The sequence below is a fragment of the Rossellomorea sp. FS2 genome, from assembly GCF_047915635.1.
Taxonomy (GTDB): domain Bacteria; phylum Bacillota; class Bacilli; order Bacillales; family Bacillaceae_B; genus Rossellomorea; species Rossellomorea marisflavi_A.
Genome location: NZ_JBLRVS010000005.1, coordinates 436,190 through 462,135 on the forward strand (window position 1 = coordinate 436,190; position 25,946 = coordinate 462,135).

At 47.1% G+C, this 25,946-nt stretch carries 31 protein-coding genes, 1 pseudogene and 1 riboswitch; of the genes and pseudogenes, 21 read left to right on the forward strand and 11 right to left on the reverse strand.

What is annotated here, in order from left to right; translation table 11 throughout:
- Positions 1-20: 20 nt before the first annotated feature.
- The 5 genes from ACNA6I_RS18605 to ACNA6I_RS18625 all read left to right on the forward strand — a co-directional run bounded on the left by ACNA6I_RS18605 (position 21) and on the right by ACNA6I_RS18625 (position 6,518).
- Entirely contained in the window at positions 21-1,382 is a 1,362-nt protein-coding gene (locus tag ACNA6I_RS18605) for a bifunctional metallophosphatase/5'-nucleotidase (protein WP_370296073.1), read from the forward strand.
- Between the two features lie 135 nt (positions 1,383-1,517).
- Positions 1,518-2,627, forward strand: a complete 1,110-nt coding sequence (locus ACNA6I_RS18610; RefSeq protein ID WP_416313950.1) for an HD-GYP domain-containing protein — start codon at positions 1,518-1,520, stop codon at positions 2,625-2,627.
- A gap of 133 nt (positions 2,628-2,760) precedes the next feature.
- Positions 2,761-2,942, forward strand: a riboswitch (Lysine riboswitch).
- A 114-nt stretch (positions 2,943-3,056) separates the two neighbouring features.
- A complete protein-coding gene (locus tag ACNA6I_RS18615; protein ID WP_048007043.1) occupies positions 3,057-4,622 on the forward strand; it encodes a Na+/H+ antiporter NhaC family protein in 1,566 nt (521 codons plus the stop codon).
- 253 nt (positions 4,623-4,875) lie between these two features.
- Entirely contained in the window at positions 4,876-6,405 is a 1,530-nt protein-coding gene (locus tag ACNA6I_RS18620) for a sodium-dependent transporter (RefSeq protein ID WP_063190414.1), read from the forward strand.
- Positions 6,405-6,518 (forward strand): methionine/alanine import family NSS transporter small subunit, encoded by a 114-nt coding sequence (locus ACNA6I_RS18625; protein ID WP_079515657.1) that lies wholly within the window; start codon positions 6,405-6,407, stop codon positions 6,516-6,518. Before ACNA6I_RS18620 ends, ACNA6I_RS18625 begins: the two co-directional genes overlap by 1 nt.
- A 42-nt stretch (positions 6,519-6,560) precedes the next feature.
- On the opposite strand, the gene ACNA6I_RS18630 is transcribed toward ACNA6I_RS18625, so the two are convergent.
- A complete protein-coding gene (locus ACNA6I_RS18630; protein ID WP_416313978.1) occupies positions 6,561-7,526 on the reverse strand; it encodes a M23 family metallopeptidase in 966 nt (321 codons plus the stop codon).
- A 257-nt stretch (positions 7,527-7,783) separates the two neighbouring features.
- Here ACNA6I_RS18630 and lipA point away from each other — a divergent pair, with 257 nt between their 5' ends.
- Entirely contained in the window at positions 7,784-8,701 is a 918-nt protein-coding gene (gene lipA, locus ACNA6I_RS18635) for a lipoyl synthase (RefSeq protein WP_048007041.1), read from the forward strand.
- Positions 8,702-8,981: 280 nt separating this feature from the next.
- Here the strand turns inward: lipA and ACNA6I_RS18640 are convergent, their stop codons facing one another.
- Positions 8,982-9,683 (reverse strand): YhcN/YlaJ family sporulation lipoprotein, encoded by a 702-nt coding sequence (locus ACNA6I_RS18640; protein WP_048007040.1) that lies wholly within the window; start codon positions 9,681-9,683, stop codon positions 8,982-8,984.
- A gap of 115 nt (positions 9,684-9,798) precedes the next feature.
- Between ACNA6I_RS18640 and ACNA6I_RS18645 the strand changes: the two genes are divergently transcribed.
- Positions 9,799-10,074, forward strand: coding sequence for a YutD family protein (locus ACNA6I_RS18645; RefSeq protein ID WP_048007039.1), 276 nt, complete (start codon positions 9,799-9,801; stop codon positions 10,072-10,074).
- A 36-nt stretch (positions 10,075-10,110) separates the two neighbouring features.
- Here ACNA6I_RS18645 and ACNA6I_RS18650 read toward each other — a convergent pair whose 3' ends face one another.
- Positions 10,111-10,401, reverse strand: coding sequence for a hypothetical protein (locus tag ACNA6I_RS18650; RefSeq protein WP_048007038.1), 291 nt, complete (start codon positions 10,399-10,401; stop codon positions 10,111-10,113).
- Between the two features lie 60 nt (positions 10,402-10,461).
- On the reverse strand, positions 10,462-10,731 hold the full coding sequence (locus tag ACNA6I_RS18655; RefSeq protein ID WP_048007037.1) for a DUF3055 domain-containing protein: 270 nt from the start codon (positions 10,729-10,731) through the stop codon (positions 10,462-10,464).
- A gap of 131 nt (positions 10,732-10,862) precedes the next feature.
- Between ACNA6I_RS18655 and ACNA6I_RS18660 the strand changes: the two genes are divergently transcribed.
- The 3 genes from ACNA6I_RS18660 (at position 10,863) to ACNA6I_RS18670 (ending at position 12,950) form a co-directional block, all read left to right on the forward strand.
- Entirely contained in the window at positions 10,863-11,300 is a 438-nt protein-coding gene (locus tag ACNA6I_RS18660; protein ID WP_048013281.1) for a DUF86 domain-containing protein, read from the forward strand.
- Positions 11,301-11,350: 50 nt separating this feature from the next.
- On the forward strand, positions 11,351-12,115 hold the full coding sequence (locus ACNA6I_RS18665; protein WP_048007035.1) for a TIGR01457 family HAD-type hydrolase: 765 nt from the start codon (positions 11,351-11,353) through the stop codon (positions 12,113-12,115).
- A 586-nt stretch (positions 12,116-12,701) separates the two neighbouring features.
- Positions 12,702-12,950 carry a helix-turn-helix domain-containing protein gene (locus tag ACNA6I_RS18670; RefSeq protein ID WP_053071949.1) on the forward strand — a complete coding sequence of 83 codons (249 nt, stop codon included), beginning with the start codon at positions 12,702-12,704 and terminating at the stop codon, positions 12,948-12,950.
- Here ACNA6I_RS18670 and ACNA6I_RS18675 read toward each other — a convergent pair.
- Together ACNA6I_RS18675 and ACNA6I_RS18680 are read right to left on the reverse strand one after the other, a co-directional pair.
- The gene (locus tag ACNA6I_RS18675; RefSeq protein WP_048007034.1) at positions 12,939-13,130 is read right to left on the reverse strand and encodes a sporulation histidine kinase inhibitor Sda; all 192 of its coding nucleotides are present in this window, start codon (positions 13,128-13,130) and stop codon (positions 12,939-12,941) included. The genes ACNA6I_RS18670 and ACNA6I_RS18675 overlap by 12 nt on opposite strands.
- A 255-nt stretch (positions 13,131-13,385) precedes the next feature.
- Positions 13,386-13,868, reverse strand: coding sequence for a phosphatidylglycerophosphatase A (locus ACNA6I_RS18680; RefSeq protein WP_222115406.1), 483 nt, complete (start codon positions 13,866-13,868; stop codon positions 13,386-13,388).
- 220 nt (positions 13,869-14,088) lie between these two features.
- Between ACNA6I_RS18680 and yutH the strand changes: the two genes are divergently transcribed.
- Together yutH and ACNA6I_RS18690 are read left to right on the forward strand one after the other, a co-directional pair.
- On the forward strand, positions 14,089-15,090 hold the full coding sequence (gene yutH / locus ACNA6I_RS18685) for a spore coat putative kinase YutH (RefSeq protein ID WP_048007032.1): 1,002 nt from the start codon (positions 14,089-14,091) through the stop codon (positions 15,088-15,090).
- A 69-nt stretch (positions 15,091-15,159) separates the two neighbouring features.
- A complete protein-coding gene (locus ACNA6I_RS18690; protein WP_063191387.1) occupies positions 15,160-16,122 on the forward strand; it encodes a 2-hydroxyacid dehydrogenase in 963 nt (320 codons plus the stop codon).
- Positions 16,123-16,164: 42 nt separating this feature from the next.
- Here ACNA6I_RS18690 and ACNA6I_RS18695 read toward each other — a convergent pair whose 3' ends face one another.
- Positions 16,165-16,404: a NifU family protein gene (locus ACNA6I_RS18695; RefSeq protein ID WP_048007030.1), complete on the reverse strand. Its 240-nt coding sequence runs from the start codon at positions 16,402-16,404 to the stop codon at positions 16,165-16,167.
- A 243-nt stretch (positions 16,405-16,647) separates the two neighbouring features.
- Between ACNA6I_RS18695 and ACNA6I_RS18700 the strand changes: the two genes are divergently transcribed.
- On the forward strand, positions 16,648-16,968 hold the full coding sequence (locus tag ACNA6I_RS18700) for a YuzD family protein (protein WP_048007029.1): 321 nt from the start codon (positions 16,648-16,650) through the stop codon (positions 16,966-16,968).
- A 69-nt stretch (positions 16,969-17,037) separates the two neighbouring features.
- Here ACNA6I_RS18700 and ACNA6I_RS18705 read toward each other — a convergent pair whose 3' ends face one another.
- A complete protein-coding gene (locus ACNA6I_RS18705) occupies positions 17,038-18,105 on the reverse strand; it encodes an NAD(P)/FAD-dependent oxidoreductase (RefSeq protein ID WP_416313951.1) in 1,068 nt (355 codons plus the stop codon).
- 306 nt (positions 18,106-18,411) lie between these two features.
- Here ACNA6I_RS18705 and ACNA6I_RS18710 point away from each other — a divergent pair, with 306 nt between their 5' ends.
- The 6 genes and pseudogenes from ACNA6I_RS18710 to ACNA6I_RS18735 form a co-directional block, all read left to right on the forward strand.
- The gene (locus tag ACNA6I_RS18710; protein ID WP_048007027.1) at positions 18,412-18,648 is read left to right on the forward strand and encodes a YuzB family protein; all 237 of its coding nucleotides are present in this window, start codon (positions 18,412-18,414) and stop codon (positions 18,646-18,648) included.
- Positions 18,649-18,799: 151 nt separating this feature from the next.
- Entirely contained in the window at positions 18,800-19,162 is a 363-nt protein-coding gene (locus ACNA6I_RS18715; RefSeq protein WP_048014628.1) for a HesB/IscA family protein, read from the forward strand.
- A 227-nt stretch (positions 19,163-19,389) separates the two neighbouring features.
- Positions 19,390-19,725, forward strand: a complete 336-nt coding sequence (locus tag ACNA6I_RS18720) for a hypothetical protein (RefSeq protein ID WP_416313952.1) — start codon at positions 19,390-19,392, stop codon at positions 19,723-19,725.
- A gap of 9 nt (positions 19,726-19,734) precedes the next feature.
- Positions 19,735-20,001, forward strand: coding sequence for a hypothetical protein (locus tag ACNA6I_RS18725; protein ID WP_416313953.1), 267 nt, complete (start codon positions 19,735-19,737; stop codon positions 19,999-20,001).
- Positions 20,002-20,020: 19 nt separating this feature from the next.
- Positions 20,021-20,362 (forward strand): hypothetical protein, encoded by a 342-nt coding sequence (locus ACNA6I_RS18730; protein WP_416313954.1) that lies wholly within the window; start codon positions 20,021-20,023, stop codon positions 20,360-20,362.
- Between the two features lie 290 nt (positions 20,363-20,652).
- Positions 20,653-20,772 (forward strand): annotated as a pseudogene (locus ACNA6I_RS18735) (iron-sulfur cluster assembly accessory protein); the annotation flags it as partial.
- A gap of 47 nt (positions 20,773-20,819) precedes the next feature.
- Here ACNA6I_RS18735 and ACNA6I_RS18740 read toward each other — a convergent pair.
- From ACNA6I_RS18740 to ACNA6I_RS18750, 3 genes are all read right to left on the reverse strand, one after another.
- A complete protein-coding gene (locus ACNA6I_RS18740) occupies positions 20,820-21,464 on the reverse strand; it encodes a DUF6944 family repetitive protein (protein WP_082824337.1) in 645 nt (214 codons plus the stop codon).
- Between the two features lie 112 nt (positions 21,465-21,576).
- Positions 21,577-22,218, reverse strand: coding sequence for an SDR family oxidoreductase (locus ACNA6I_RS18745; RefSeq protein ID WP_048014630.1), 642 nt, complete (start codon positions 22,216-22,218; stop codon positions 21,577-21,579).
- Between the two features lie 107 nt (positions 22,219-22,325).
- A complete protein-coding gene (locus ACNA6I_RS18750) occupies positions 22,326-23,324 on the reverse strand; it encodes an NAD(P)/FAD-dependent oxidoreductase (protein ID WP_251527475.1) in 999 nt (332 codons plus the stop codon).
- A 443-nt stretch (positions 23,325-23,767) separates the two neighbouring features.
- Here ACNA6I_RS18750 and ACNA6I_RS18755 point away from each other — a divergent pair, with 443 nt between their 5' ends.
- Both ACNA6I_RS18755 and ACNA6I_RS18760 read left to right on the forward strand, forming a co-directional pair.
- A complete protein-coding gene (locus tag ACNA6I_RS18755) occupies positions 23,768-24,985 on the forward strand; it encodes an NAD(P)/FAD-dependent oxidoreductase (RefSeq protein ID WP_048007021.1) in 1,218 nt (405 codons plus the stop codon).
- A 149-nt stretch (positions 24,986-25,134) separates the two neighbouring features.
- Complete coding sequence (locus ACNA6I_RS18760) at positions 25,135-25,941, forward strand: class I SAM-dependent methyltransferase (RefSeq protein WP_416313955.1); 807 nt, start codon at positions 25,135-25,137, stop codon at positions 25,939-25,941.
- Positions 25,942-25,946 lie beyond the last annotated feature (5 nt).

Genomic DNA, 25,946 nt, shown 5'->3' on the forward strand with positions numbered 1-25,946 from the left:
CCTTACAGGAGTGAACTTAATTGAAAGAAACGATCCATATTTATCACACCAATGATTTGCATAGTCATTTTGAGCACTGGTCGAGGATAAGGGACCTCATGAAGGACCGGAGACTGCTGCATGAGAGCGAAGGAGAAGAGGTCTTCGTATTTGATGTAGGAGATCATGTCGATCGCTCCCATCCTCTCACAGAGGCCACCCTCGGAAAGGGTAACATCAAGTTCCTGAACGAAGCAGGGTACGACGGAGTCACGATCGGGAACAACGAGGGCATCACCCTTGATCATGAAGAATTGAATCACCTGTATGATGAAGCGGCATTCCCGGTCATCCTTGGGAACCTCTTCGACGAATCCATGGCGATGCCGGATTGGGTCACCCCTTATCAGATCTACCGGACGAAAGGGGACGTGAAGATCGGGGTCCTTGGTTTAACGGCGCCTTTCTATCCTTTTTATCAGGCGCTGGGCTGGACCGTCACCGAGCCGATCGCTGAGCTGAGGAAGCTGTTGGACGAACTGAGGCCGAAAGTGGACGTGCTCATCCTTTTATCCCATCTGGGCATCCGTGATGATGAATGGATCGGGGAGGAGTTCCCCGAAGTGGACGTCATCCTCGGAGCCCACACCCATCACATCCTTCAGGAAGGGAAGGAGGTCAACGGCACCCTTCTCGGTGCAGCGGGCAAGTACGGGAATTTTGTCGGTCATATGGTGATCGAAGTGGATTCTTCAAGCAAGAAAATCCTCACGAGGAAAGCCGGGCTCTATGCGTATGAAGATCTTCCTGAGACCGGGGTTGAGCCGGATGAAAAACGAAGGTGGGTACTGGAGGGTCAAGCATTACTGGAGGAAGAAATTGCTGATCTGAAAACAGGGCTCTCCGTCGACTGGTATGCTCCGTCGCCGCTACCACTCCTTCTCAGTGAAGCGCTCATGGAGTGGACAGATGCCGATTGTTCGTTCGTGAATGCGGGACTCCTCATGGAAGGCCTGCAAACAGGGGCCGTCACAAAGAGGGACCTGCATCACATCCTGCCACACCCGATTAATCCGTGTCTGATCACGCTCACGGGAGAAGAGCTGAAGGAGATCATCACGCTCACCTTAAATGAATCGTGGCCAGCTCTTGAAGTGAAAGGTCTGGGATTCAGGGGTAAGGTCCTCGGGCAATTCGTTTACACCAATATCAGCTTTACTGAAGGTGATCTGTTGGTGGAAGGAGAGCGTCTTGATCCTCATGAGAGCTACAAGGTGGCACTGCCGGATATGTTTACATTCGGTCACTTCTTCCCTTCTCTAAAAACAAAACCGAAAAAGTATTTCATGCCTGAGTTCTTGCGGGATGTCCTTGGGTGGAAACTCGGCAAAATGAATAATTGAAGCAACAGGTTTTCCTTTCTTCTATGAATAATCCTTGCAATAGGTAATTATACCTTGCAGAATTACAGGTTTCCTTTATAATGGACATATTAGTAAATTTTGTCGAAAAATGAAGGGGATATATAGGAGATTAGTATGATGCTCATTTCTACAAGGTCCATCAGATCCGGCATGGTTCTAGGTTCACCGGTCTATAACATGAGAGGAAAGATGCTGATTCATGATCGCGTGCCGCTCACGGACCGCATGATTCAGCGGCTGTTAGAGTTGAATATTCAATATGTTTATATCGAAGATTCTCTTTCCCATGGAATCGAGGTCAAAGAGACCGTTTCAAAGAAAGTGAGACAGGAGACGATCAAAAGCATCGAGAAGGCATTCAGTCAGGTCAAGCAATCGGGCATCCCGAAAAGCGTGTTGTTTGAGGAGAGTGCTAGGCAAATGACTGGCATCATCGGAGTCGTCCTGCAGGAAGTCAAGGAGAACAATGACCTTCTGACGATCCTGACAGATGTTTTCTCCTATGATTCTTATATCTTCCATCATTCGTTCAATGTGACACTCTATACCCTTTCGATCGGCCTTAAGCTGAATCTTCCCCAAAAGCAGCTCGAACAGCTCGGGGTTGGAGCGATTCTTCATGATATCGGCAAAATGTGCATATCGGAGGAAATCCTCATGAAGCCGGGCAGACTGACGGAAGCGGAATTTGCTGAAATCAAACTCCATTCCGAGAGGGGATTTGAAATCCTCCGCGGCCTTCATTCGGTGTCCATCCTCGTAGCGCACTGTGCGTATCAGCACCATGAGAGGTTGGACGGCTCAGGATATCCCAGGGGAATCAAGGAAGAAGACATCCATCCATTCGCCAAGATCATTGCGGTCGCCGACGTCTTTGACGCCATGACCTCCAACCGGGTATACCGGGATGCCATGCTTCCCCATCAGGCGCTCGAGATCCTTTATGCAGGAGCGGGGACCCTGTTCGACAGGGAGGTCATCGAAGCCTTCAGGCGCTCCGTGGCCATCTATCCGAATGGGATGATCATCGAGCTGAATGATGATCGGAAAGCCATCGTGGCCGAGCAGAATCAAGGGGTGACCGACCGTCCTGTTGTACGGATCGTCGAAGAGCGGGGAGAACGTCTGGAAACCCCTTATGAAATCGATTTGAGCAAGGAATTTGATATCATCATCACGGGCTTTGATCCGGATTTTGAAGTCGGGATCCCTTCCCGTACATGACCCCCCTCTATCGTGGGGTCTTTTTTGCGTTGAATGGTTTAAAATATTTCCATATAGGGAATATCCATTGTCAAAGACCCGGCAGTTTGATATAGTTGTATAGAAAATTTTATAAGCAACCACATCATCAATCCGATGGGGTAGAGGCGCAGGGTTCATTAGTAAGCTGTTTGAGGATGACAACTGAGAGAACAGATGAAAGGGAACTTTTGCCGAAGTAGCCATGTATGTCGAATGCATGGGTGCTGGGGTTATCTTGAAAAAGGATGACACTGTCATTATAGAGGTACTCTATAATGGGGAGCTACAGATCGTGATGGAGCACTTACGTTACTGACAAGGTAATGATAGTATCTCTATCATTGCCTTTTTTGTTTGCCTTCTATCATGTTTCAGCACTTCCCCCCTATCAATTCATAGGAGGAACTCATGGAAAACACCATTTACTCATTGATCCCGCCACTCTTGGCCATCTTGATGGTCGTACTGACGCGGAGGGTACTTTTATCCCTCGGTGTAGGGATTGTAGCATCAGCACTCTTAATAGCCAATTTTTCAATCGTAGAAACGATCTCCCTCGTATGGGATGGTTTCATCGGGAATCTATACGCAGATGGAGAATGGAATAAAGGGAATATCTTCATCATCCTTTTCCTGCTTCTGCTTGGTATCATCACGGCATTCATCAATATCACGGGCGGAAGCCGTGCCTTCGGTGAATGGGCCATCAAGCGAGTGAAGACCCGCAGGGGTGCACAACTCCTTGCAGCCGTACTCGGTATCATCATCTTCATCGACGATTATTTTAATGCACTTGCGGTCGGTCAGGTAGCACGTCCTGTCACGGACCGTCACAATATTTCAAGGGCAAAACTTGCCTATATCATTGATTCGACTTCAGCTCCCATTTGTGTGGTTTCACCGGTTTCAAGCTGGGGGGCGTACATCATCGGCATCATGGGGACGATCCTGGCTGCGCATAATGTGACCGACATTTCGGCATTTTCTGCCTTCGTGCAAGTTGTTCCGATGAACTTTTACGTTTGGGCCACGATCCTTTTCGTATTGTTGATTGCCATCAGGGGCATCGACTTTGGGAAAATGCGTGAGCATGAAGTGAAAGCGATCCAGACAGGTGAGCTGTATGATGCATCAAAAGAAATCCCAGGAGAACTTAAAAATGAGCTTCCCGTCAGCCCAAGGGGAACAGTCGGTGACCTTGTCTGGCCGATTGTTGCTCTCGTCGTCGGAACGGTCGGTGCCATGCTGTGGACCGGATACCGTGCGGTGGGATCCTTCGATCTTCTCAAAGTGTTCGAGAACACCGATGTAACACTTTCGCTGATTCTCGGAGGGGTTGTCGGATTTATCGTTTCCCTGCTCTTCTTCCTCAGACAGGTGAGTATGAAAGGCGTGGAAGGGAGTGCACTCGGTAAAGGGATCATCGAGGGGGTTAAGTCGATGTTGCCAGCCGTTTACATCCTGTTCTTCGCTTGGACGATCGTTACGCTGATCGGAGAATTGGAGACAGGGAAGTATCTTGCGGGTCTCGTTGAACAATCGAGCATACCTGTAGCGGCCCTGCCTTTCATCCTGTTCGTTGTGGCTGGATTCATGGCCTTTTCGACGGGAACTTCCTGGGGATCCTTCGGGTTGCTTCTCCCGATTGCAGGTGAGATTGCGGCCAATACGGATATCACGATCCTGCTTCCATCCATGGCGGCCGTCCTTGCCGGAGCGGTATTCGGAGACCACTGCTCTCCGATTTCGGATACTACCATCCTTTCCTCCACCGGAGCAGGGAGCAATCACATCGACCACGTCCTCACCCAGCTGCCATATGCCCTCATTGCAGCGGGTGCAGCGGCAGTCGGCTATCTTGTCCTCGGATTCACCGAGAACACGTGGCTCGGGCTGCTGACGGTCATCGTGCTTGTCGTGGGTGTGTCGTTCCTGATCGGGAAGAAATCAGAAACAGTGGCAGAACAGCATTAGCAGGAAGCCGGGAATTCATCCCGGCTTCTTTTTTTTGGGGGATGATGGGGAGTCAGCCGTTCTCCGCAGGTACATCTTCACATGGGGAAAGAGGCGTGGTGAATAAGTAATGCATTCTCTTGTAATGTGTCAGAATTATGAAAAATCTCTTTGACAATTGTCCTAGAACTAGCTATACTGTCTTTAGATTTAATGTTCAGAAAATATAAAAATTTCAATCGAATCCGATTGGAATGACACAGGGGGAAATAAGATGGAAAATCGCAGTCAGTTCGGCACCCGTGCAGGTTTTATCATGGCGGCTGTCGGATCCGCCATCGGACTAGGGAATATCTGGCGATTCCCGGCAGTCGCCTATGAGAACGGAGGAGGGGCATTCTTCATCCCGTATCTATTTGCCCTCTTAACGGCGGGGATTCCGCTTTTGATCATGGAATTCACGATCGGGCATAAATATCGAGGGTCCGCTCCGCTCTCTTATTTCAGGATGAACCGCAAGCTTGAATGGCTTGGTTGGTGGCAGGTTGCCATTGCGTTTATTATCTCGACCTACTACTCGGTCATCATTGCATGGGCCATGTCTTACAGCGTATTCTCCTTCAATCTTGGATGGGGAGATGATACAGAAGGGTTTCTTTTCGGGAAATATTTGAATTTGTCAGCGGATGCCGGACAGACGGGAAGCATTGTACCTGGAGTGTTCATTCCATTGGTCATCGTTTGGGCGGTGGCGTTGGGGATTCTCTTCCGGGGAGTTAAGAAAGGAATTGAAGTAGCCAATAAGATTTTCATTCCTGCACTTGTTATTATCTTTTTAATCATTGTAATCAGAGCCGTCACTCTTCCTGGTGCAATGGAAGGTCTGGATGCATTCTTCAAACCTGATTTCTCAAAGATCGCTGATCCAAGCGTATGGGTAGCAGCATATGGACAGATTTTCTTCAGTTTATCCATTGCATTCGCCATCATGATTACGTACTCAAGTTATCTTCCGAAGAAGTCAGATATCACCAACAATGCGTTCATCACTGGATTTGGTAACTCCAGTTTTGAGTTGCTGGCCGGTATTGGGGTTTTTGCAGCACTAGGATTCATGGCTCAATCCCAAGGTCTTTCCGTCCAGGATGTCGTTAGTGGGGGCGTTGGTCTCGCCTTTGTAGTGTTTCCGCAGATCATCAATTCTTTTCCTGCACTCAATGGGTTATTCGGCTTCCTTTTCTTCGCATCTCTCGTCTTAGCCGGTTTGACCTCTCTTATTTCAATCACAGAGACATATGTCGCAGCGGTCTCAGAGAAATTTGGAATCTCCCGCAAGAAGGCTGTCTTGTTCGGCGGTGGACTTTCGGCAATTGTCTCTATTCTATTTGCGACTCAGAACGGGTTGCGCTTCCTCGATGTAGCTGACTACTTCATCAACCAATTCGGAGTAGCATTCGTCGGCTTGATCGAAGTCATCGTGGTCGTTTGGTTCCTGCGCAAACTCAATCCGCTTCAGGCGCACGCCAATGAAATCTCTGATATCCGTCTCGGAGCCTGGTGGAAGGTTTGTCTAGGAGTCATCACACCGGTTGTCCTCGGTTTCATGATGTTTGGTTTGTTCAAAATCAATCTTCTGAAACAATTTGACACTGAAAACGGAAACTATGAAGGGTATCCAGATATGTTCATCAACTTAAGCGGATGGGCTGTTGCAGCCTTTGCCCTTGTACTTGGATTCCTCTTTACCGTCAAGCGTTGGAGCTCCAAAACAGAAGCTGACACCACATACAAGGAGGTAAGCTAATGGGTACAGGAGCAATCATCAGCATGATCGTTGGTATCGTAATCATTTGGGGCGGACTTGTAGCGAGCATAGCCAATGCCGTCATCAGTTCGAAAAAGCAGAAGCAGGCATAAGGAAAAAGCAGACGATGGGATGATCTCCCTTGTCTGCTTTTTTTATTCTCCCTTGGACCGATCCTTCCGCTCCCACATTTTCAGATGGGGATACGGGTCGAAGGACCACTCAGTGATTCCATTGTCTTTGTACATACCATAATGAAGGTGGGGCGGGAATTTTCCTGCCGTCCCCGGGGGGCCGTATCCGGAACTTCCCACTCCTCCGATCACCGTGCCGGGCTCAACGACCTGTCCGATCTTCAGATCTTTGGAGAATCCGTTCAGATGTGCATAATAGTGATACGTATTATTGATATCACGTATTCCGATGCGCCATCCCCCATATCGATTCCATCCTTTCATTTCGACGATGCCGTATGAAGTCGACCGGACCGGTACCCCGTAATCGGCAAACAGGTCTGTGCCTTCATGCATCCGTTTACCTCCCCAACCCCGGGCATCACCCCATGTATTCCGGTAGCTGTAGTTATACCTCTGGGGGAGCGGGAATGCTTTCGCGTTGAGGTGGATCGTGTCGAACTTCTTGTACACCAGTGCTTTTCCCATGATGATACTGACAGTCTTATCCCGCTTGTAATACTCCCATAGGGCAAGCTTCACATTATCGTGATCGATCCCGTAGCGGAGAATGAAGTGGGAAAGGGATGCAAGGCGATCCTCATCACTCAGCAGGCTGGCTTTCCCGTCAAGGTCTCCATCGCGACCGAACCCGTCGAATAGGGAGATGGTCAATGGATTGGCATCTTCCCGGTTGGGATTGAGGGCGCCGGTCCATGTTTCAGGGCTGATGTGAATGGAGATCGGCGAGGTGGGTTTTTCCCGGTCCTGCCTGGAGAAGCGTAAACTCCTCTCGTATTGATCGATGGCTGCCATATAATACCAGGGAATCTGGGTGAGGGCTTCATTTTTTTTGAAAAGCTCCATCCTTTTGTTATGGATCTGTTCCTCTGACATTTCCTTTGCGACGGTCAGTTGAACCGGATGGATGACAATGAAGAAGAACATGAGAGCAGCGAATATCACCTTTTTCAACAAGGGCAACCCTCCTAGGATTTCTATCTGTTTTTAGTTTGTTTCCAGAACGCATTTTCATTAACATCAATAAATGGTAATCATGGTCAGCATGCTTGTTTTCGCATTTTTAGTATGATAAAGTGACAAAAGAGACTTATTGATGATGGCTTTTTTACATAAGATGAACGAGCTGTATTTGCGTTTCACTCTTTGCCTAAGTCAACTATTTAGGATAGGAGATGTGGAGGATGAGTAAGAAAGAAGAACATATCAGAAAACCGGATTGGCTTAAAATTAAGCTGAATACGAATGATAATTATATGGGTCTTAAGAAAATGATGAGGGAAAAGAATCTTCACACAGTATGTGAAGAAGCCCGCTGCCCGAATATCCATGAATGCTGGGGAACACGCCGTACGGCTACATTCATGATCCTTGGTGACGTATGTACACGTGCCTGCCGCTTCTGTGCGGTCAAAACAGGCCTTCCAAATGAACTTGATCTGGCAGAACCTGAACGCGTAGCAGATTCTGTGCAGCTGATGAACCTGAAACACGTGGTTGTCACAGCAGTTGCTCGTGATGATTTGAAAGATGGAGGATCCCAAGTATTTGCTGAAACGGTGCGTGCGATCCGCCGCAAGAGTCCTTTCACGTCTATTGAAGTACTACCATCCGATATGGGCGGAGTTTTCGAAAACATCAAAACATTGATGGATGCGAAACCGGATATCATGAACTATAACGTGGAAACGGTACGCCGTTTGACTCCAAGAGTTCGTGCCCGTGCAACGTACGACCGTACCCTTGAGTTCCTTCGACGTGCCAAAGAACTCAACCCTGACATCCCGACGAAATCAAGCATCATGGTGGGGCTTGGTGAAACGAAGGAAGAGATCCTTGAAACAATGGACGACCTTCGTGCAAACCATGTGGATATCGTGACGCTCGGTCAATATCTGCAGCCTTCCAAGAAGCACCTCAAAGTACAAAAATACTACCACCCGGATGAGTTCGCTGAACTTCGTGAAGCCGCCATGGAAAAAGGCTTCAGCCACTGTGAAGCAGGCCCGCTTGTACGTTCTTCGTACCACGCGGACGAACAAGTCAATGCGGCAGCCAAAGCAAGACAGGCAGCTGGTGAACAAGAAATCCAAAACGCATAATACCCAAAAAGCATCCCGGAACCCGGGATGCTTTCTTGATGTTCGGGGAAGGGAGGCTCAAGGTCATAAGTCAAAGCACTCAAAAGCACAGAATGCCTTTTTTTGTGCTTCGCCTTATGCTTGTCGCCTCAGTGCGACCCGCCTCCGCTTTTCGTGATGTCCAGCTCCGGCGTGTTGAGGCTCGAGGTCATAAGTCAAAGCACTCAAAAAGGCAAAGGGCGCCTTTCCGAGTGCTTCGCCTTATGCTTGTCGCCTCAGTGCGACCCGCCTCCGCTTTTCGTTAGTCCATGATATAGTCTTTTCTGATTTTATCCTGATTGATCTGGTGGACGTCGTCGTCTTGCATTTCGTAATCGGAGGACATTTCGCCGTTGGCGTTTTCACCGTTGTTTATTTCCCGGCCCTGGGGGGAATCCTGTAGCATGAGGCTGATGGTGTTATCGATGCTGTCGCTTACGTTCTCGCTATCGGTATCCATCTTGGCCAGATTTTCGACGTCCCTCATGAGGGCTTTATCATCGGTTACATATACGTGGTACCATCTGGGGATGACTGACATGGCGGTTTTTTTCACCTGATCGGCGACATTGAATCGTCCGTCTTTATCGGTTTTATCCGTTACATATGACACGAGGACCTCTTCGTCGGTAACGAGGGTCGCACAGTCTTTGACATGTGGGATGGCAACGCTCATTTTACTGATCGTATCAGCCACTTGTTCCCTGTTGATGCTGTACATATCCTTCATGGGCATGGCGTTGTTGCCGGGGTTCTTTTGGTGTCGCACGTATCCGAAGTCTTCCCCGCGTTGTGAGCCTTTTTTGGTCCAGCTGTCTTCGTTATAGAGATCTTCTCTGTCGTTGACATTGATCGTATTTCCGTTGTCATGGAACATTTCTTCATTCGACTTGTTGATGCCATTACAGCCGGCACTTGTCACAGTTAGGCCGAGAATGGCAAAGCTTACGAATGTTTTCTTCAATCAAAACACCCCCTATTTCTAGGGTGACCAACCTGAAATGCAATTTATCATAGTAATTAATGGACAATCCGTTATAATTTAAAGTAGAGAGAAAAAGGAAAGTAGGTGGGAGCATATGATCTGCATACAGAATGCATGCTATGAAATCATAGATGAGTATCGGGATGGATTCAATGAGGAAGCATTCAAGGAACGTTACAGTGATATCTTGAGTAAATATGATTACATCTTGGGGGACTGGGGGTACGGTCAGCTTCGGCTGAAGGGGTTCTTCGATGATCAGAACCAGAAGTCTTCCTTTGATACAAAGGTGAGCACCCATAAGGATTACCTGTACGAGTACTGTAACTTCGGTTGTGCATACTTTCTTGTGAAAAAAGTCAAGAAATGAACAAAAGGAACAACGCCTATGTTGTTCCTTTTGTTTTTACTCATTTTCAGTATAAGGCGGTTCTTCATTCCGGTCCGGATCCGCATGGGGAGGATGGGCACCCGGCATTTGCCGAGGAATATCCTGATGGAGCGATTTGTTTTCGTAGTTGAAGGCGCTATAATAGCGCTGTCCGTCTTTCCAGGGGGTGCTTTTGTTCTCAACGGGGGTCTTCTTCCCGATGGGCGAACCATACGGCCCTTCTGGAAGGGTCTCGGGGACGAGGAAGTTTCTACCCGTTTCTACATTGGAGAAGTCTGTATACGACTGATTCTCTTTATCCGGCATGGTATTCCCTCACTTTCGTTTGGGAATAGTATGTGAAAGGCGGGGAAGCTTCATTCATGATTACATGATGACTTCAGAGAGGAAATCCCTTAATTCGATGGCTTCTTCTTCTGTGAGCTTGAATGTGCTTTCCAGATAACCGGGTTCATCCAGGTCATCGCGCCCGATGATGGCGAAGCGGTTACCCTGCAGATCAAAAACCAGGGATTTCCCGTAGTATCGTTCTGTCTGGGTGATGGCCAGGTCGTATCGCTGCTCTTCTCCCATGAAGCTGACAAAGCGGGTACGGGTCTGTTCGATGTCGTCATAAAGATAAAAACGTTCTTCCACTTGTATTCCCTCCATTTGTATATCGCTTCATTCATCATAACAAAATCAGGTTTATGTGCAACATCTGTCCTTAGTCGGTTACTGGAATCTGTGATAAAATGGGGACAGTACTGCGAGATGAGGTGGACATAATGTATTTTGTGGATAGGGAAAAGATTGAAGAAAGACTCGTATTCATGCAGCATCAACTGGTCCTCTATACTGATGGCCAGGGATGGGACAAGCCCTACGGGAAGCTTGCCCTTGAGCGGATTGCCCATACCTTGATTGAATCGATCCTGGATGTAGGCAACAGCATGATCGATGGTTTCATCATGAGGGATCCAGGGAGTTATGATGATATCATTGATATCCTCCTCGATGAAAATGTGATCGACGAAGCGATGAGTGAAGACTTCAAGCGGTTCATTGCCAAACGGAAGGACCTTGTTCAGGACTATCCGTCTGTCGACATTCAGGAAATCCATGCCTTGCTGGAAGATATCAAGGCGAATCTGGAGCGGTTCCCTTATCAAATCAGGAGCTATCTTGAGAACGAGCTTGGACCGGTATCGGCATTTAAAAATTGATAACAAAACGCTTTCTGTACAGAAAGCGTTTTCTTGATGAGGTGAAGAAAATGAAGGATTATAAAGGGTATCTCATCGACTTGGATGGGACGATGTATAAAGGGTCGGAAAAGATTGAAGAAGCGGGTGATTTCATCCGCAGTCTCCAACACAAGGGAATTCCTTATCTGTTTGTGACGAATAACTCCTCCCGTAGACCGGAACAGGTGGCAGAAAAGCTGCGTGGATTCGATATCCCGGCGGAAGCTGCGCAAGTGTTTACGACGTCGATGGCGACCGCTCAATACGTACATGATCGTAAAGCCGGTGGCAGTGCCTATGTCATCGGTGAGGAAGGAATCCGCGATGCACTTGTGGACAAAGGGATCACCCTGAAAGATGAAGGAGTGGACTTCGTCATCGTTGGAATCGACAGGGAGATCAATTATGAAAAATTATCGCTTGCCTGCCTTGCGGTTCGGAACGGGGCAGAGTTTATCTCGACCAATGGAGACATCGCCATTCCCACTGAAAGGGGACTTCTCCCGGGGAACGGCTCGTTGACGGCAGTCGTGACCGTTTCGACGGGGACGGAGCCAGTATTTATCGGGAAACCCGAACCGATCATCATGGAACAGGCTCTTACGGTACTAGGTACCAGTAAAGAAGAGACCCTCATGGTAGGAGATAACTATGACACCGACATCATGGCTGGGATCCGTGCGGGAATCGATACCCTGATGGTGCACACGGGTGTGACACCGAAGGAGATGCTGAAGGAGAAAAAGGAACAGCCCACTTATTCTCTGGACCATCTTGGCCAATGGACGATATGATCTCTTGAGAGAAGCCTGCCCTCCTGAAGGAGGGCAGGCTTCTCTCATAATCAAGTGTGAATTTATTGGGATTTAAAAGGGAAATTCCATAAGAAATAACACATTTTCCGTGGACAACGTTGTCTTGTATAAGTAAAATAGAACTAGTGTTTAAGAAGCAAAAAAGACAGATCTCTGTTTGGAAAGCCTACAAACCCTATGATTGTGACATCCCTCATTCAACTTAGCGTATGAGCGTTCGTGGAATTTGCGTTTACTCCATCAGGATTTAACTACTCCCTCTAGCTAACTTTCCCAGTACCATCAATTTTGAACAGAAGGTCTTCTTCTTGCCAATACTGATAGAGTTTGAAAAGGTTTAAAAAAGCTACAATTTTTCTAATCTTTTCATGTGTTAAATGATATCTAATCGGGTAAATACAACAGACAAGATGAAAATTGGGGACTATTAGCATTGGTACCTTTTCAATTTCTAACTATTCTTTACGAAAAGTAAGGCAACTTTAAGAATGGAAGACATTGTTTCTTATTTGGACGCGAAACAACACACATCAATTCTAAAGAATTTTAAAAGGGTAGTGAGGTAATGAGTGTTACAGAACTTGTCGGGAAGAAAATCAGACATCATAGAAGGTCGAAAGAGATCACCATTCAGGAATTAAGTCGTGTATGCGGATTAACGGTCAATTACATCTCGTTAATTGAAAAAGGGGAGGCGAATCCATCGTTGAATAAACTCCATGCGATCATCAATGCATTGGAAGTTCACTGGTCGGATATCATGCCGACGAAGGATGAGCAAAAAGTCATTTGCGAGAAAGAACTATTGAGTTGATCCCAATTTTCTCTTCTTCAATTCCTCTTCGATTAATAGAATGAATTCAGAGCTGAGGTTTAATAACTTTGCTTTTTTATATGCATCTAAAAGGGCTTGATCACTTAATGTTTTCATGGAATCCACCTCTATTTCCGTTTTGGGTAGCGTGAAATTTGATTCGAATTCTGCGAAACGCATGAAGTGATCGCCTTGTTAGATGTATTTTGCCGTTCAATGCTTTAGTACCACTATAGTGATAATTATTACAACTATAATTGTAACTATATCCTAAGTATAGCACATAGTGCAACAGTAAGTTAGTAAAAAGGTTCTATTAATCGGTTATACGATGGTTGAATGAGGGAAATGTTTCCTTGGGAGAAAGGTCACTGGGCATCGCTTCTTAACACACTAAAAAATCAGACGGGGCCCCGTCTGATTTTTCTTTTATCCTTAGTCCTGATGCTTGGCCCGATGAGCAAGCCTGCTTGAAGCAGCTGCTGCGATGGCACCGACGATGTCATCTAAGAAAGTGTGGCACATACCAGTAGACTTATCGTTTAAGCGTTCCAGGATTCCCGGTTTTAATTTATCGATATATCCGTAATTGGTGAAACCGATCGACCCATAGACATTTACGATGGAAAATGCGAGGATTTCATCCACCCCGTATAACCCTTCGTCGACTTCAATGATCGCTTGCAGGGGTTCTTCAAGCATTTTCTTTTCCCCCAGCTTATCCAGCTGGATCCCGGTCAGGATGGCATTTTGGACTTCCCGTTTCGTCAGCACCCTCTCGACATTATGGATGCATTCCTTCATTTCAAGATCAGGATGATATTTCTTCTGCAGGAACATGACCAGTTCTGCAATATCTTCGATTGTCACGCCTCTTTCCAGAAGCCAATTACGTGCTGTTTTCTCTAATAAATCCATCGATTCTTTATCCTTCATCCTATTCACCTTTTCCTTGGAAGATAATGATAGCCCCTGTTTCGATTAGACGAAGCCCTGTTTTTTACTCATATGATGATGGCATGGAAAATAGACTTTACTAATAAGTCATTCATTTCATTCATGCCCTCGGCACGATGAGCGTATTCATATATATGATAACTATATGGGCCACTATTCTGGTTGTTAAGGAGAGAACGTGATGTCTTCAGAATTATTGATGAACCACTTTGGTTTGCGCCCAGAACGAACATTCTTTGATGGGACGATGAACCGTTACATGGCGGGGGGATCTTTATATAGTATTGTCGGCGTATCGAATACGGAACAGGAAACGCTGGTGGAGATCTACAAATTGTCGGAGCACCTCATCGCTCAAGGGGATCGGTATACCTCCCGTTTCGTTCAGAGCAATGAGGGGAAATTCCTCGTGACGGAAGGGGAGAAGGATTTTGTAGTCCTCCGGAATGAACCGCTTCAGCCTCCTGATGGGAATGCACTCGGGAGGAAATTGGGCAAGTTTCACTTCAGGGGTAGGCTTTATGAAGAAAAGGTCGAAAAAATCAACCGCATGGGGCAGTGGAAGATGCTGTGGGAACGGAGGCTATCCCAGCTTGAGAAGGCGTATTATCAAGTGATCCAGGACCAACCTGTCGATGAATTCGAAGAGCGGTTTGTCGAAAGCTACCCCTATTACACCGCTCTCGCCGAGAATGCCATCCAGTATCTTGTGGATACGGAGCTTGATGAGGACCCCGATGTCGCCGATGCCGGGACGATCTGTCACGAACGGTTCGGTCAGCATACGTGGGGGACCGAGAACTGTATCCATTTCCCGTTTCAGTGGGTCTTCGATCACAGTACGCGGGATTTGGCCGAGTGGGTAAGGGAGAAGTATTTCGAGAAGAGTCAGACGTTCCACCCCGAGCTGCAGGAATTCATCCGTGAGTATGAAAAAATCAATCCCCTATCACCCTTTGCGTGGAGATTGATGTATTCCCGCCTCCTTTTCCCGCTCCATTATTTCGAGTGTATCGAAGAGTATTATATCTCTACATCTGAGCAGCAAAAAAAGCTCGTGGAGGACCAATTGAACGGTCATTTAAGGAATTCTGGTCAGTATGAATCATTTCTCGCAGACTTTTACCATATGTCCGAGGTCCCGGTGAAGAAATGGGGGATCCCTGTGATCGACTGGCTGTAAAAAGTAGATCCCCTGCTTTTATGCTACACTGGTAGTATAGTCGACTACCAACATGAAAGTGGGGAACAGCTGTTGAAACCGTTCATTTACATTACGCGTAAATTACCTGGAACATTGATTGAATCGCTTCAGGATCGGTATGAAGTGGAGATGTGGGAGCAGGATGATGTGCAAGTACCGAGGGAAATCCTGTTGGAGAAAGCAGGGAAGGCGTCCGCGCTCCTGACGATGCTTTCAGACCGGATCGATCGTGAACTGCTCGATCAAGCGGAGAACCTGAAGGTCGTTGCCAATCTGGCAGTGGGGTATGACAATATCGATGTGGAGTACGCCAAGGAAAATGGCATCGTGGTCTGCAATACCCCGGACGTCTTGACGGAAACGACGGCCGATCTTGCCTTCGGTTTGATGATGGCTACGGCGAGGAGGATTGTCGAAGGTGATCGGTACATAAGGGAAGGCGAATGGAAAAGCTGGTCGCCCCTCCTCCTTGCGGGAGCGGATATCCATCACAAGACCCTGGGGATCGTCGGGATGGGCAGCATCGGGCAAGCGGTGGCGAGGAGAGCCAAAGGGTTCAGCATGGATGTCCTGTATCACAACCGGAACCGCAGGCCGGAAGCGGAAGAAGCCTTGGGAGCTGCTTTCAGGTCCCTTGATGATCTGTTGAAGGAGTCCGATTTCGTTGTGATCCTTGCCCCTCTCACTGAGGAGACGAAAGGTTTGTTCCAGAAAGAGCAGTTTGCCCTGATGAAAAACAGCGCGATTTTCATCAATGCCGCCAGGGGACCCATTGTTAATGAGGATGCGCTGGTGGAAGCGATTCGTGAAGGGATGATTGCCGGAGCAGGACTGGATGTGTTCACCAAGGAGCCGATTGACATGGATCACCCCCTCCTTTCACTGGATAGGGTCGTGGTGCTCCCTCATATCGGGAGTTCATCCGTCGATACGAGGTATGATATGGTGAGGTTATGCACCGCAAACATACAGGCAGTGCTCGAAGGAAAGGAACCGAGAACGGCCCTATAAAAAAAGAACAGCTTCGGGGTTCCGGAGCTGTTCTTCATGTCATTAAAAGACTTGTTCTACTTCGACGATTCCAGGCACTTCTTCAACCAGGGCACGCTCGATACCTGCTTTGAGGGTGATGGTTGAACTCGGGCAGCTTCCGCATGCACCCAATAGGCGAAGTTTGACGATCCCGTCTTCTACGTCGACGAGCTCACAGTCACCGCCATCGCGAAGGAGGAACGGACGCAATTTATCTAATACTTCCTGTACGGACGACATCATATCTGTTTGTTCAGTCATATTTGATCGACTCCTTTCCTTATCTCCTATTATAATGACATATCCACAAAAAATCTATCAACCTGAAAAGAATGGTGATTTTTTTCGTGGCATAGATCGACGATCCCGTCATCTCCACCCGCTGGTGGTTAATGGATTACTACCAAGATATGATAAAAACACCTCCAATGTCAAAATTGGAGTTCCAAATCAACCGGCATTTTTGTAAAATGGTCATAGAACCATGCCAAAGGGGAGTCTGTCATGAAACCGGTCGAGCTATGTGTGTATGGAGCAGAGATCACATGTCCAAGCTGTGTGAATCTGCCGTCATCAAAAGAAACGTACGAGTGGCTGGAGGCCGCAATCGGGAGGAAGTACCCCGAACAGCCATTCACCATCACGTATATCGATATCCATTCACCTCCTGAGAATGACGCCTTCAAGGAGTTTTCCGCACGTGTAATCGAAGAGGATCTCTTCTATCCCGTAGTGACGGTGGAAGGAACCATCGTGGGGGAAGGGAACCCACGCCTGAAGGATGTGTATTCAGAGCTGGAAAAGTACGGGTACAAGGCTATATGAACAAGAGCATTCCGATGATGGAATGCTTTTTTCAATAAAGAAAACGCCTGGGATCACCAGGCGCTTCCATCATCCATTATGGTATTTGTACATCCAGAGGACGCCGGACTTCAATAGTCGTGCGACACGCCCGGTAATGGAGCGCTCGTTCACCAGCCCGAAGCCATGCTTCTTGCCGAGGGAGCCGAGGATCCCTTTCAGCTTGATCTTGGGAAGCGTCTCCGGAAGGGGTTCATTGGCCCAGCGCTTCAGCAGGATCGTGACGATCTGTTCGGCCTGGCCTTCGGCGAGCTGTGCACTCGGTGCCTGTGGGAGGCTGGCGCAATCCCCGACGATGTATACATGTTCATCATTCGGAAGGTTATGGTACTTGCTGATGACGACACGCCCACTCGCGTCTGTCTCGACATCCATGTCGCGGACCACCTTGCTCGGTTGGATTCCCGCCGTCCATACGATGGCATCACAGTGAATCTGCTCTTCGTGATTGTGAAGGGTTGTCGGATCCACCTTCGTGATGTTGGAATTGTTCACGATCTCGACGTTGTTCTCATCGAACCAGCCATGCACATAGGAGCTGAGGCGTTCAGGGAACGCATTGAGAATACGTGGGCCACGGTCGAAGAGCTTGATCTTCAAATCGCTGCGACTCTCACGGAGTTCACTGGCGAGCTCGATCCCGCTTAATCCGGCTCCGACAATCCCGACGATGGAACCGGCAGGGAGATTGTTCAACGTATGATACGTCTTCCTGGATTTCTCGATGGTCTGGATGCTGTACGAATTCTCTTCAGCACCAGGGACTCCGTGGAACTTGTCCTCACAGCCCAATCCGATGACGAGGTCATCGTATGGGACCGAATCCTGACCGGCGATATGGATCTGTTTGGCTTCCGTATCGACGCGTGTCACATCTCCATATATGTAGGTAAGGCGTTCATGCTCAGGGAAGGTGACCCTCACATGGTGATCTGAAATGGTTCCTGCCGCGAGGGCGTAATATTCTGTCTTCAAGCAGTGATACGGATTGCGGTCGATCAGGGTGATGGATACATCTTCTGGTAGTTGATTCGGTAATAAGCGAAGGAGTACGCGCATATTGCCATATCCGCCGCCGAGCAGCACTAAATGTTTCATACAGATTTCCCCTTTTGCACTCTACAGTATGATAGCCACAGTAGCGTTGATTTTATCCCCAGAGAACAGGGTGCATAGAGACCCTTAAACAGGACCCTATAGAAGTAAGCACTTTCAATATGAGGACTAATTACATTTGAATAATATATTCGAATCCTTTTGTCACTAAAAGTATATCGAAATCACGCCTTTTTCACAACAGAAACAAGGTAAATTGTTCACAATCTGTTATACCAATTCAATCAGTGACGAATGATTGACGTTTAAAATAAAAAAAGGTAGCATAACAGCAGTGAGGTGATCGCGTTGAAACCAATAATCGAATTTTGTATAAGCAATCTTGCGAGTGGTGCGCAGGCAGCGCTTGAAATATTGGAGAGGGATCCGAATCTCGATGTCATCGAATATGGGTGCCTCGGGTACTGCGGGAAATGTGCCCAATCCATGTATGCCCTGGTCAACGGGGAAGTCGTGACCGGCGATACACCACAGGGATTGGTGGATGAAATCTATCAGTTCCTCGAAGAAAACCCGATGTTTTAATTCAATGCCTGCTTCCTTGGCGGAGCGGCATTTTCTTCTTTCTATATAGACGGAGTCAGAATGAGCCTTTTTTTGGCGCATCCACTTCGGTTGAGTAGTAAAATAGAAAGGAGTATACTATAGATACCATTAGGTGCTGGAGGTGTAAGTAATGAGTGAAATCGTCAACCTGACGGAAGCAGCCGCCGGTCAGATCAAGGATATGATGCGGGAACATGATGAGCTGGATGCCATGCTCCGTGTAGGAGTCAAAGGTGGTGGATGCAGCGGACTGTCCTACGGTATGGGATTCGAACATGACGTGCAGGAAGGGGATACCCTCCTTGAACAGCACGGCATCAAGCTGGTCGTGGCAAAGGACGACGCTGCCATCCTGAACGGCACGAAGATAGACTACAAGCAGTCCATGATGGGCGGAGGCTTTACCATCGACAATCCGAATGCCATCGCGTCATGCGGGTGCGGATCATCGTTCGTGACGGCTAACAATAAAGGTACGCCTGAGGAATGCTAAGTTTATAAACAAACCTTTAAGGTTAGGAATATTTGTTTGGGGTTATGAATTACAAGGTGATTTTGAGTGTACACAATCATGAAAATATATAATAACAACCCTAAATTCATCAAATCAAGGTTGTGAATTACATGCTTTCTCGATAGTTAATGTTTAAAACATTGCTATTTGAGGAGGCTTTTTTAATGTCTTGAAACAAACGAATAAGAAAAAAACCTGTTGGAAAAATGTCAAATCAGAAGGAATATCCAAAATTAACAATGGAACAAGTAATTGACCTTGTGATTGCTGGAAAGAGTGCAGAAGGTCTAAGAGAAAGAACCTTAAGAGATTACCGAAAAGATTGGAAATATTTCGTTACTGGGCTTGAAAAGAATTATGAAATCGAAACAGTGGATGAACTTTCACCACAGATTTTTAGAGATGATATTAACTATTTGAAATATGATGCACCTAAATACGATGGACATAAGTATATCCAAAGTGGGCAAGGCATCGGTTTATCTGATACAACAATAAACATTCGCCTTAGGGTGTATCGTGCTATGTTTAATTTTTTGTAGCGGGAAGATTTGATTGAAGTAAATCCAATGTCTGGTGTGAGATTATTAAAACAAGATATTGACCTAACAAACTGTTTCATAGATGATGAAGTTAAAGAGGTTCTAAGGGAACCAAATCAACGTGATTATGTTGGGTTTAGGGATTATGTAGCCATGGTATTGTTAGTAGATAGAGGGATCAGAGCAAATGAACTTTTAGGCTTACGAGCGGGCGATATCGATTTCCAAACTAGGTTCATTACCCGTGGAAAGAGTTGGTTATTTGTAACAAAATAACAAATTTCTGGAGGATAATATGACTTTTGAAGAGTTAACTAAAAACAAACCAACTGTAGAATGGAAACAAAGAATGGATGAAGATGATGACCTATTTAGCGAGGAAAATATAAATGCAACTAATGAGGTTCTTGATACATATATCAAAAGCCTAAAAGAACTGAGAAATAATCGGATTGAGGAAGAAATCTTAGAATGTGTTAAAACAGTAGTCATCAGTTTAAATGAACTAAATGATAATTATGATTATTTTATTGAAACAATGGAGAGAGAAGAACTGTGTGATTTTATTATTGCATCAGCAAATATAGCTGGGTTAGATACCGAAGAAGACATAACTGAAGAATGGAGAGAGTGGTAAAAGTAACTGCTTCTTCACAGATGTGTTTTAGTACGGTAAAACGATTAAATGTATAGTGAAAAACTGTGGTATTTCGATAATGATAACCGATAACATAGGTGTACCCTATTAGAGTAATATCGAGGGTATGGGTATCTCTGCTTTTATCATATTGTTTCCATAAGCTATATGTAAATTTAGATCATAATTCAGTTGACGATATTTACAATCGAGTTGGCTTGCAATTAATAATCATTTTGCAATTTATTATCCTCAAAAACACAAGTAAACATTGATATATCAACATCCTTAAGCAATCCCTAATGGGCGGTTGCTTCACCATCGACAATCCGAACGCCATCGCGTCATGCGGGTGCGGATCATCGTTCGTGACGGCTAACAATAAAGGTACGCCTGAGGAATGCTTATGATTTAAAACAACAAAACTCCCTTGATCGATCTCCGGTCAGGGGAGTTTTTATGTGGAATCTTCCGAATCGTCTTCCTTTACGAGGTACCCGAACCGGCTGCATTCGGGTATGCCGATGGTACTGATCAGGGAAATGACGGCACCCGTCGCCTGGATCCAGCTGCCGACGACATCGAAGGTCCGGAAGCTTCCGTCATCATCGTCTCCGTCATCAGGATACTGAAGCTTCTTTTGGATCCTGCTTTTTTTCAGGTTCTCGATTCCGTTGATGGCCTGGAGGGAATTCCCGGTCACCTGGAGGATATTCCCGATGATCGACAGGCCATCGTTGAGATCGGGGTCGGGTTCACTGAATTCAGGTCCGAGGGCAGCGGTTCCTCCTAGTGCCTGGAACCAGTTCCCGGTGATGACAAGCTTTTGCTTCGTTTCATCGTCAAAGTTGATGATCAGCCCGGCGACGACGGTCGAGTTTCCGAGGGATTGAATTTCATTTCCGATCCGACCGAGGGAAAAAGGTTCTTGGGTGTCGGCTTCGATTCCATTTCCCACACCCTGCAACACATTTCCTATAACACTCAAATCCAGTCGGAACGGTTTGGAGAGGACGCGGAAAGGGGTGGCTCCCACTGCGGCGATGACGGTACCGACCGCGGTGACGGAAGCGCCGAAGATGGCTTTGGTTTCATTGCTCATGTCATCAACCCAATCAGTGGATGTAATGCTATATCGTATTCAATCGATCCCGCATGGGTACCTACCCAGCCATGCGTGAAAAAGCCGCCTTCATTATGAAGGCGGCCGTTAATCATATTGTCTTGAGTGCTTGCTCAACCGGTACGTCCCCACCGAGTATTTCAAATACTTTGTGATACGTTTCCTCTGTGGTGATCGATTCGACGATCACCTTTGCCACGTCTTCACGGGGGATATCATTGCTTTTGTCTGCGATGGAATCGGAAGCAGTGATCTTGCCTGTACCAGGATCAAAGCTCAATGCCCCGGGTCGGACGATCGTATAATTCAGCCCGCTCTCTTTGAGGTGTTCGTCGGCGATCCCTTTGGCTTCAAGATAGTATTGAAGGCCTTCAGGTCCGTTTGATGGGTTGTCGGCCCCCATGGAACTGAGCATCACGAACCGTTCGATGCCTTTCTCTTTCGCGAAGTCGATGGCTTTAATGGCGCCCTCCCGATCAACGGCGCGGGTCTTGTCATCTCCGGTGCTTCCGCCGCTTCCTGCTGCAAAGATGACGGCGTTCACGTTATCGAGGGCATAGGAGAAGTCCCCTTCAAGATCGGCGACAATCGGCCTTGCGCCGAGGTTCTCCATCTCTTCTGCCTGTTCGGTCTTGCGGATCATCGCCTTGACGAAGTGCTGCTCACTTTGAGCGAGTTCCTTTACGATGAGACGGCCGGTATGACCGTTGGCTCCAATCACTAATACATTCATTGATTGATCTCCCTTTCTAAATGGATTCATACATATTTTTTACCCGAAGGCGCCCCGATTAAACAAAAAAAGGGCAGCAGGGTGTTTCCCTGCTGCCCTTCCTAGGGTCAATCATTGAACATAGAGGTACTGTGAAGAGGCTGTACACGTGCCTTCGGATCCATGAAGGCCTTGGCATTGTTGACGGCAGTAGGCGCTTCGCCGAATCCGCTTGCGATCAGCTTGACCTTTCCGTCATACGTGCTGATATCACCAGCAGCATAAATTCCCGGGATATTCGTCTCCATGCGGGAGTTCACCACGATGGAATTTTTCTCAATATCCAGACCCCAGTCTTTGATCGGACCGAGGGATGAGACGAAACCGAAGTTCACGATTAATTCGTCGAAGTCGATCACTTCTTTTTCCTCGCTTTTCACCTTATCGAGAACAAGCTGGTTGATGCGTTCTCCATCTGCCACCAGATCGGATGGAACGAACGGGGTCTTGAGTTCGACGCTCGATTGTTCCAGAAGCTCGACACTGTGCTCGTGAGCGCGGAATTTGTCCCTGCGGTGGATGAGCTGCACCTTGCTTGCCACCGGTTCGAGCATGAGCGCCCAGTCGACTGCAGAGTCCCCGCCACCACAGATGGCGACGTTTTTGCCGCGGAAGTATTCAAGATTATCGACGAAATAATGAAGGTTTTTCCCTTCGTATTCCAGTGCCCCTTCAAGCTCCAGGCGCCTCGGCTGGAACGCTCCGTTCCCGGCCGTGATGATGATGGTCCTTGAGTAATGGATTTCTTTATCTGTCGTCAGTTTGAAGCAACCGTCGCCCTGCTTCTCGACTTGTTCGACCGCCTGTTCGAGGCAGATCGTCGTTTCGAATTTCGACATCTGTTCCTTCAGGTTGTTGACCAGGTCCTGTGCCTTTACCTTCGGAAATCCGGCAACATCATATATGTACTTTTCAGGATAAAGGGTGGCGAGTTGTCCGCCGAGCTGGGGCAGGCTTTCGATGACTTTGACGGATGCTTTCCTCATTCCGCCGTAGAAGGCCGTGAACAACCCTGTAGGACCTCCGCCGATGACCGTGATATCGTAAACTTTTTGATCTTCCTTCACTTGCGATCCCTCCGAAATTTCATTTATTATATCGTATTCTATCATACGCCATTCCATTCTTCCTATGATTTGAAATGGGGCAGGCGATAATTCAGACTTATGAATGAGAAAACCGTCGTTTTTCCAATATTCTTAAGTTTATTATTTAGCCTTAATATCTTGAAAAACCGCAGTAAAAAGCATATTATGTTATATGGACGTATTGTTAAGGATTTATGACAATTTTCGCGGCCTTATGTCCTAGTTCGTGAAAGATGTCACATACTTTCTTGTTCCTTTGTCTTTATATTATTCATTACCGTTTTAATAAAGGTGTTGTGCCGTTTGATTCCCATCTGTCCAGGGAAAAGAAGATGGATGAGACTGACGGGATAAAAACCTATCATGTGGAGGATTCTAATACCATCCGACACAAATCTAAATAAAAGGTGGATGTGATTCAGTTGAGAAAGCCAAGAGTTGTCGTTTTAGGTGCAGGTTACGCTGGATTGATGACGGTTACCCGTCTTCAAAAACAATTGGGTACGAATGACGCAGAAATTATCCTAGTGAATAAAAATGATTATCACTATGAAACAACGTGGTTGCATGAAGCATCAGCTGGTACGCTGCATCATGATCGTGTACGCTACGATATCAAAGGTGTGGTCAATACAAGCAAGGTCAACTTCCTTCAAGCATCTGTTGAAGATATCAAAGTAGAAGAGAAGAAGGTCGTAACGGACCAAGGTGATGTCGAGTATGACTACCTTGTGATTGGACTTGGTGCAGAAGCTGAAACATTCGGTATCCAAGGTCTTCACGAGCATGCGTTCACGATCTCAAATGTGAATGGTGCACGTCAGATCCGTGACCATATCGATCTTCAATTCGCTACGTACAAAGCAGAAGGCGAAATCAACGATGAGCGCTTGACGATCGTCGTCGGTGGTGCCGGATTCACAGGAATCGAGTTCCTTGGTGAGCTTGGTAACCGTGTTCCTGAGCTCTGCAAAGAGTACGATATCGATCAGAAGAAAGTACGCATCGTCTGTGTGGAAGCTGCTCCGATGATCCTTCCTGGATTCGATCCGGAACTAGTGAAATACGCTCGTGCGGCACTTGAGAAGAAAGGCGTAGAATTCTCGATCGGAACTCCGCTTAAAGAAGCAAGAGAAGGCAGTGTCCTCATTGCGAAAAGCGAAGATGAAATCGAAGAACTGAAAGCCGGTACCATCGTATGGGCAGCAGGCGTACGCGGAAGCTCCCTCATTGAGAAATCAGGCATCGAAAACATGCGTGCCCGTGTCAAAGTCAACCTTGACCTTCGCGCACCTGGACATGACGATATCTTCGTCCTCGGAGACTGCTCACTCATGATCAACGAAGAAACAGAACGCCCTTATCCTCCGACTGCACAGATCGCCATGCAGCAAGGGGAAACATGTGCACGCAACATCGCAGCACTTGTTCACGGGAAAGATCAGCTGGAAAACTTCAAGCCGGACATCAAAGGTACCGTCTGCTCACTGGGTGAAGACGATGCCATCGGTGTGGTTTACGGTAAGAAACTGACTGGTGTGAAAGCTTCATTCATGAAAAAAGTGATCGATAACCGTTCACTATTCATGGTAGGCGGACCATCACTCGTATTCAAAAAAGGGAAATTCAAATTTTTCTAAGCCGATTGGCTGAAAAAGCGGAGCGCAGATGCTCCGCTTTTTTTTATGTAGAAACGCTCCTCATAACCATTTACGATCACTTGTCATAACGGTTTCGTCATTTCAACACGGAATGAAACGGAGTAAATTGGTAAGTGGAGGTGATTGACATGGGGATTGATTTCCATGACAGGAACTTGGAAGGATGCTACGCCAGAAGGGAAGTGCATGATTCTTGGCGTACTTTGATAAAAAGTCTCGTTCCGATCGAAAGGATTGGGAGTGCAGCAGATATCGGTTGCGGGGGAGGGATCTATTCGAGGGTGCTGGACGGAATGGGGATACCTGAAGTGACCGGGGTCGATTTTTCAGAAGCCATGCTCAAAGGAGCAGTGGAGCATAGTGAGGGATATGAGAATCTGTCGTACCATCATGGCAGTGCTTACTCGACAGGGCTGAAGTCGGACAGCCAGGACCTGGTACTCGAGAGAGCATTGATTCATCACGTGGATGATGTGGAAACGTGTTTTGCCGAAGCCTTCAGGGTGCTGCGGAAGGAAGGGACGCTGATCGTCCAGGACCGTACCCGTGAAGACTGTTTTCCAGAGGGGAGTACCCATCATATTCGCGGATACATCATGGAGTTGTTTCCGAAGCTAAGGGAAAAGGAAGAAAGCCGCCGGCCTCAGAGCAATCAGGTTATCGAGGCACTGAAGTCGGCTGGATTCAATACAATTGAAGAAATCGTTTTTTGGGAAACGAGGGCTCTGTATGAATCCAAGGAACCCTTGCTGGAGGATATAAGGAGTCGAACAGGGAGAAGCATCTTATTTGATCTGGATGACAAGGAGTTGGAGCGGCTTGTCGGGATGCTGAACGAAAAGATATCCGTAAATGGACCACTGGAGGAAAAGGACAGATGGACGATCTGGAAGGCCGTGAAATTAAACACTCCCAGTAAGGAAAGGTTTTTGTGAAAGAA

What these genes read in the sequence shown, in the direction of transcription:
- ACNA6I_RS18610 (WP_416313950.1), top strand. Translation starts at nt 1,518, where the DNA reads ATGATGCTCATTTCTACAAGGTCCATCAGATCCGGCATGGTTCTAGGT.
- ACNA6I_RS18615 (WP_048007043.1), top strand. Translation starts at nt 3,057, where the DNA reads ATGGAAAACACCATTTACTCATTGATCCCGCCACTCTTGGCCATCTTG.
- ACNA6I_RS18620 (WP_063190414.1), top strand. Translation starts at nt 4,876, where the DNA reads ATGGAAAATCGCAGTCAGTTCGGCACCCGTGCAGGTTTTATCATGGCG.
- ACNA6I_RS18625 (WP_079515657.1), top strand. Translation starts at nt 6,405, where the DNA reads ATGGGTACAGGAGCAATCATCAGCATGATCGTTGGTATCGTAATCATT.
- ACNA6I_RS18630 (WP_416313978.1), bottom strand. Translation starts at nt 7,526, where the DNA reads ATGTTCTTCTTCATTGTCATCCATCCGGTTCAACTGACCGTCGCAAAG.
- lipA (WP_048007041.1), top strand. Translation starts at nt 7,784, where the DNA reads ATGAGTAAGAAAGAAGAACATATCAGAAAACCGGATTGGCTTAAAATT.
- ACNA6I_RS18645 (WP_048007039.1), top strand. Translation starts at nt 9,799, where the DNA reads ATGATCTGCATACAGAATGCATGCTATGAAATCATAGATGAGTATCGG.
- ACNA6I_RS18650 (WP_048007038.1), bottom strand. Translation starts at nt 10,401, where the DNA reads ATGCCGGATAAAGAGAATCAGTCGTATACAGACTTCTCCAATGTAGAA.
- ACNA6I_RS18660 (WP_048013281.1), top strand. Translation starts at nt 10,863, where the DNA reads ATGTATTTTGTGGATAGGGAAAAGATTGAAGAAAGACTCGTATTCATG.
- ACNA6I_RS18665 (WP_048007035.1), top strand. Translation starts at nt 11,351, where the DNA reads ATGAAGGATTATAAAGGGTATCTCATCGACTTGGATGGGACGATGTAT.
- ACNA6I_RS18670 (WP_053071949.1), top strand. Translation starts at nt 12,702, where the DNA reads ATGAGTGTTACAGAACTTGTCGGGAAGAAAATCAGACATCATAGAAGG.
- ACNA6I_RS18675 (WP_048007034.1), bottom strand. Translation starts at nt 13,130, where the DNA reads ATGCGTTTCGCAGAATTCGAATCAAATTTCACGCTACCCAAAACGGAA.
- ACNA6I_RS18680 (WP_222115406.1), bottom strand. Translation starts at nt 13,868, where the DNA reads ATGGATTTATTAGAGAAAACAGCACGTAATTGGCTTCTGGAAAGAGGC.
- yutH (WP_048007032.1), top strand. Translation starts at nt 14,089, where the DNA reads ATGTCTTCAGAATTATTGATGAACCACTTTGGTTTGCGCCCAGAACGA.
- ACNA6I_RS18695 (WP_048007030.1), bottom strand. Translation starts at nt 16,404, where the DNA reads ATGACTGAACAAACAGATATGATGTCGTCCGTACAGGAAGTATTAGAT.
- ACNA6I_RS18700 (WP_048007029.1), top strand. Translation starts at nt 16,648, where the DNA reads ATGAAACCGGTCGAGCTATGTGTGTATGGAGCAGAGATCACATGTCCA.
- ACNA6I_RS18705 (WP_416313951.1), bottom strand. Translation starts at nt 18,105, where the DNA reads ATGAAACATTTAGTGCTGCTCGGCGGCGGATATGGCAATATGCGCGTA.
- ACNA6I_RS18715 (WP_048014628.1), top strand. Translation starts at nt 18,800, where the DNA reads ATGAGTGAAATCGTCAACCTGACGGAAGCAGCCGCCGGTCAGATCAAG.
- ACNA6I_RS18720 (WP_416313952.1), top strand. Translation starts at nt 19,390, where the DNA reads ATGTCAAATCAGAAGGAATATCCAAAATTAACAATGGAACAAGTAATT.
- ACNA6I_RS18730 (WP_416313954.1), top strand. Translation starts at nt 20,021, where the DNA reads ATGACTTTTGAAGAGTTAACTAAAAACAAACCAACTGTAGAATGGAAA.
- ACNA6I_RS18740 (WP_082824337.1), bottom strand. Translation starts at nt 21,464, where the DNA reads ATGAGCAATGAAACCAAAGCCATCTTCGGCGCTTCCGTCACCGCGGTC.
- ACNA6I_RS18745 (WP_048014630.1), bottom strand. Translation starts at nt 22,218, where the DNA reads ATGAATGTATTAGTGATTGGAGCCAACGGTCATACCGGCCGTCTCATC.
- ACNA6I_RS18760 (WP_416313955.1), top strand. Translation starts at nt 25,135, where the DNA reads ATGGGGATTGATTTCCATGACAGGAACTTGGAAGGATGCTACGCCAGA.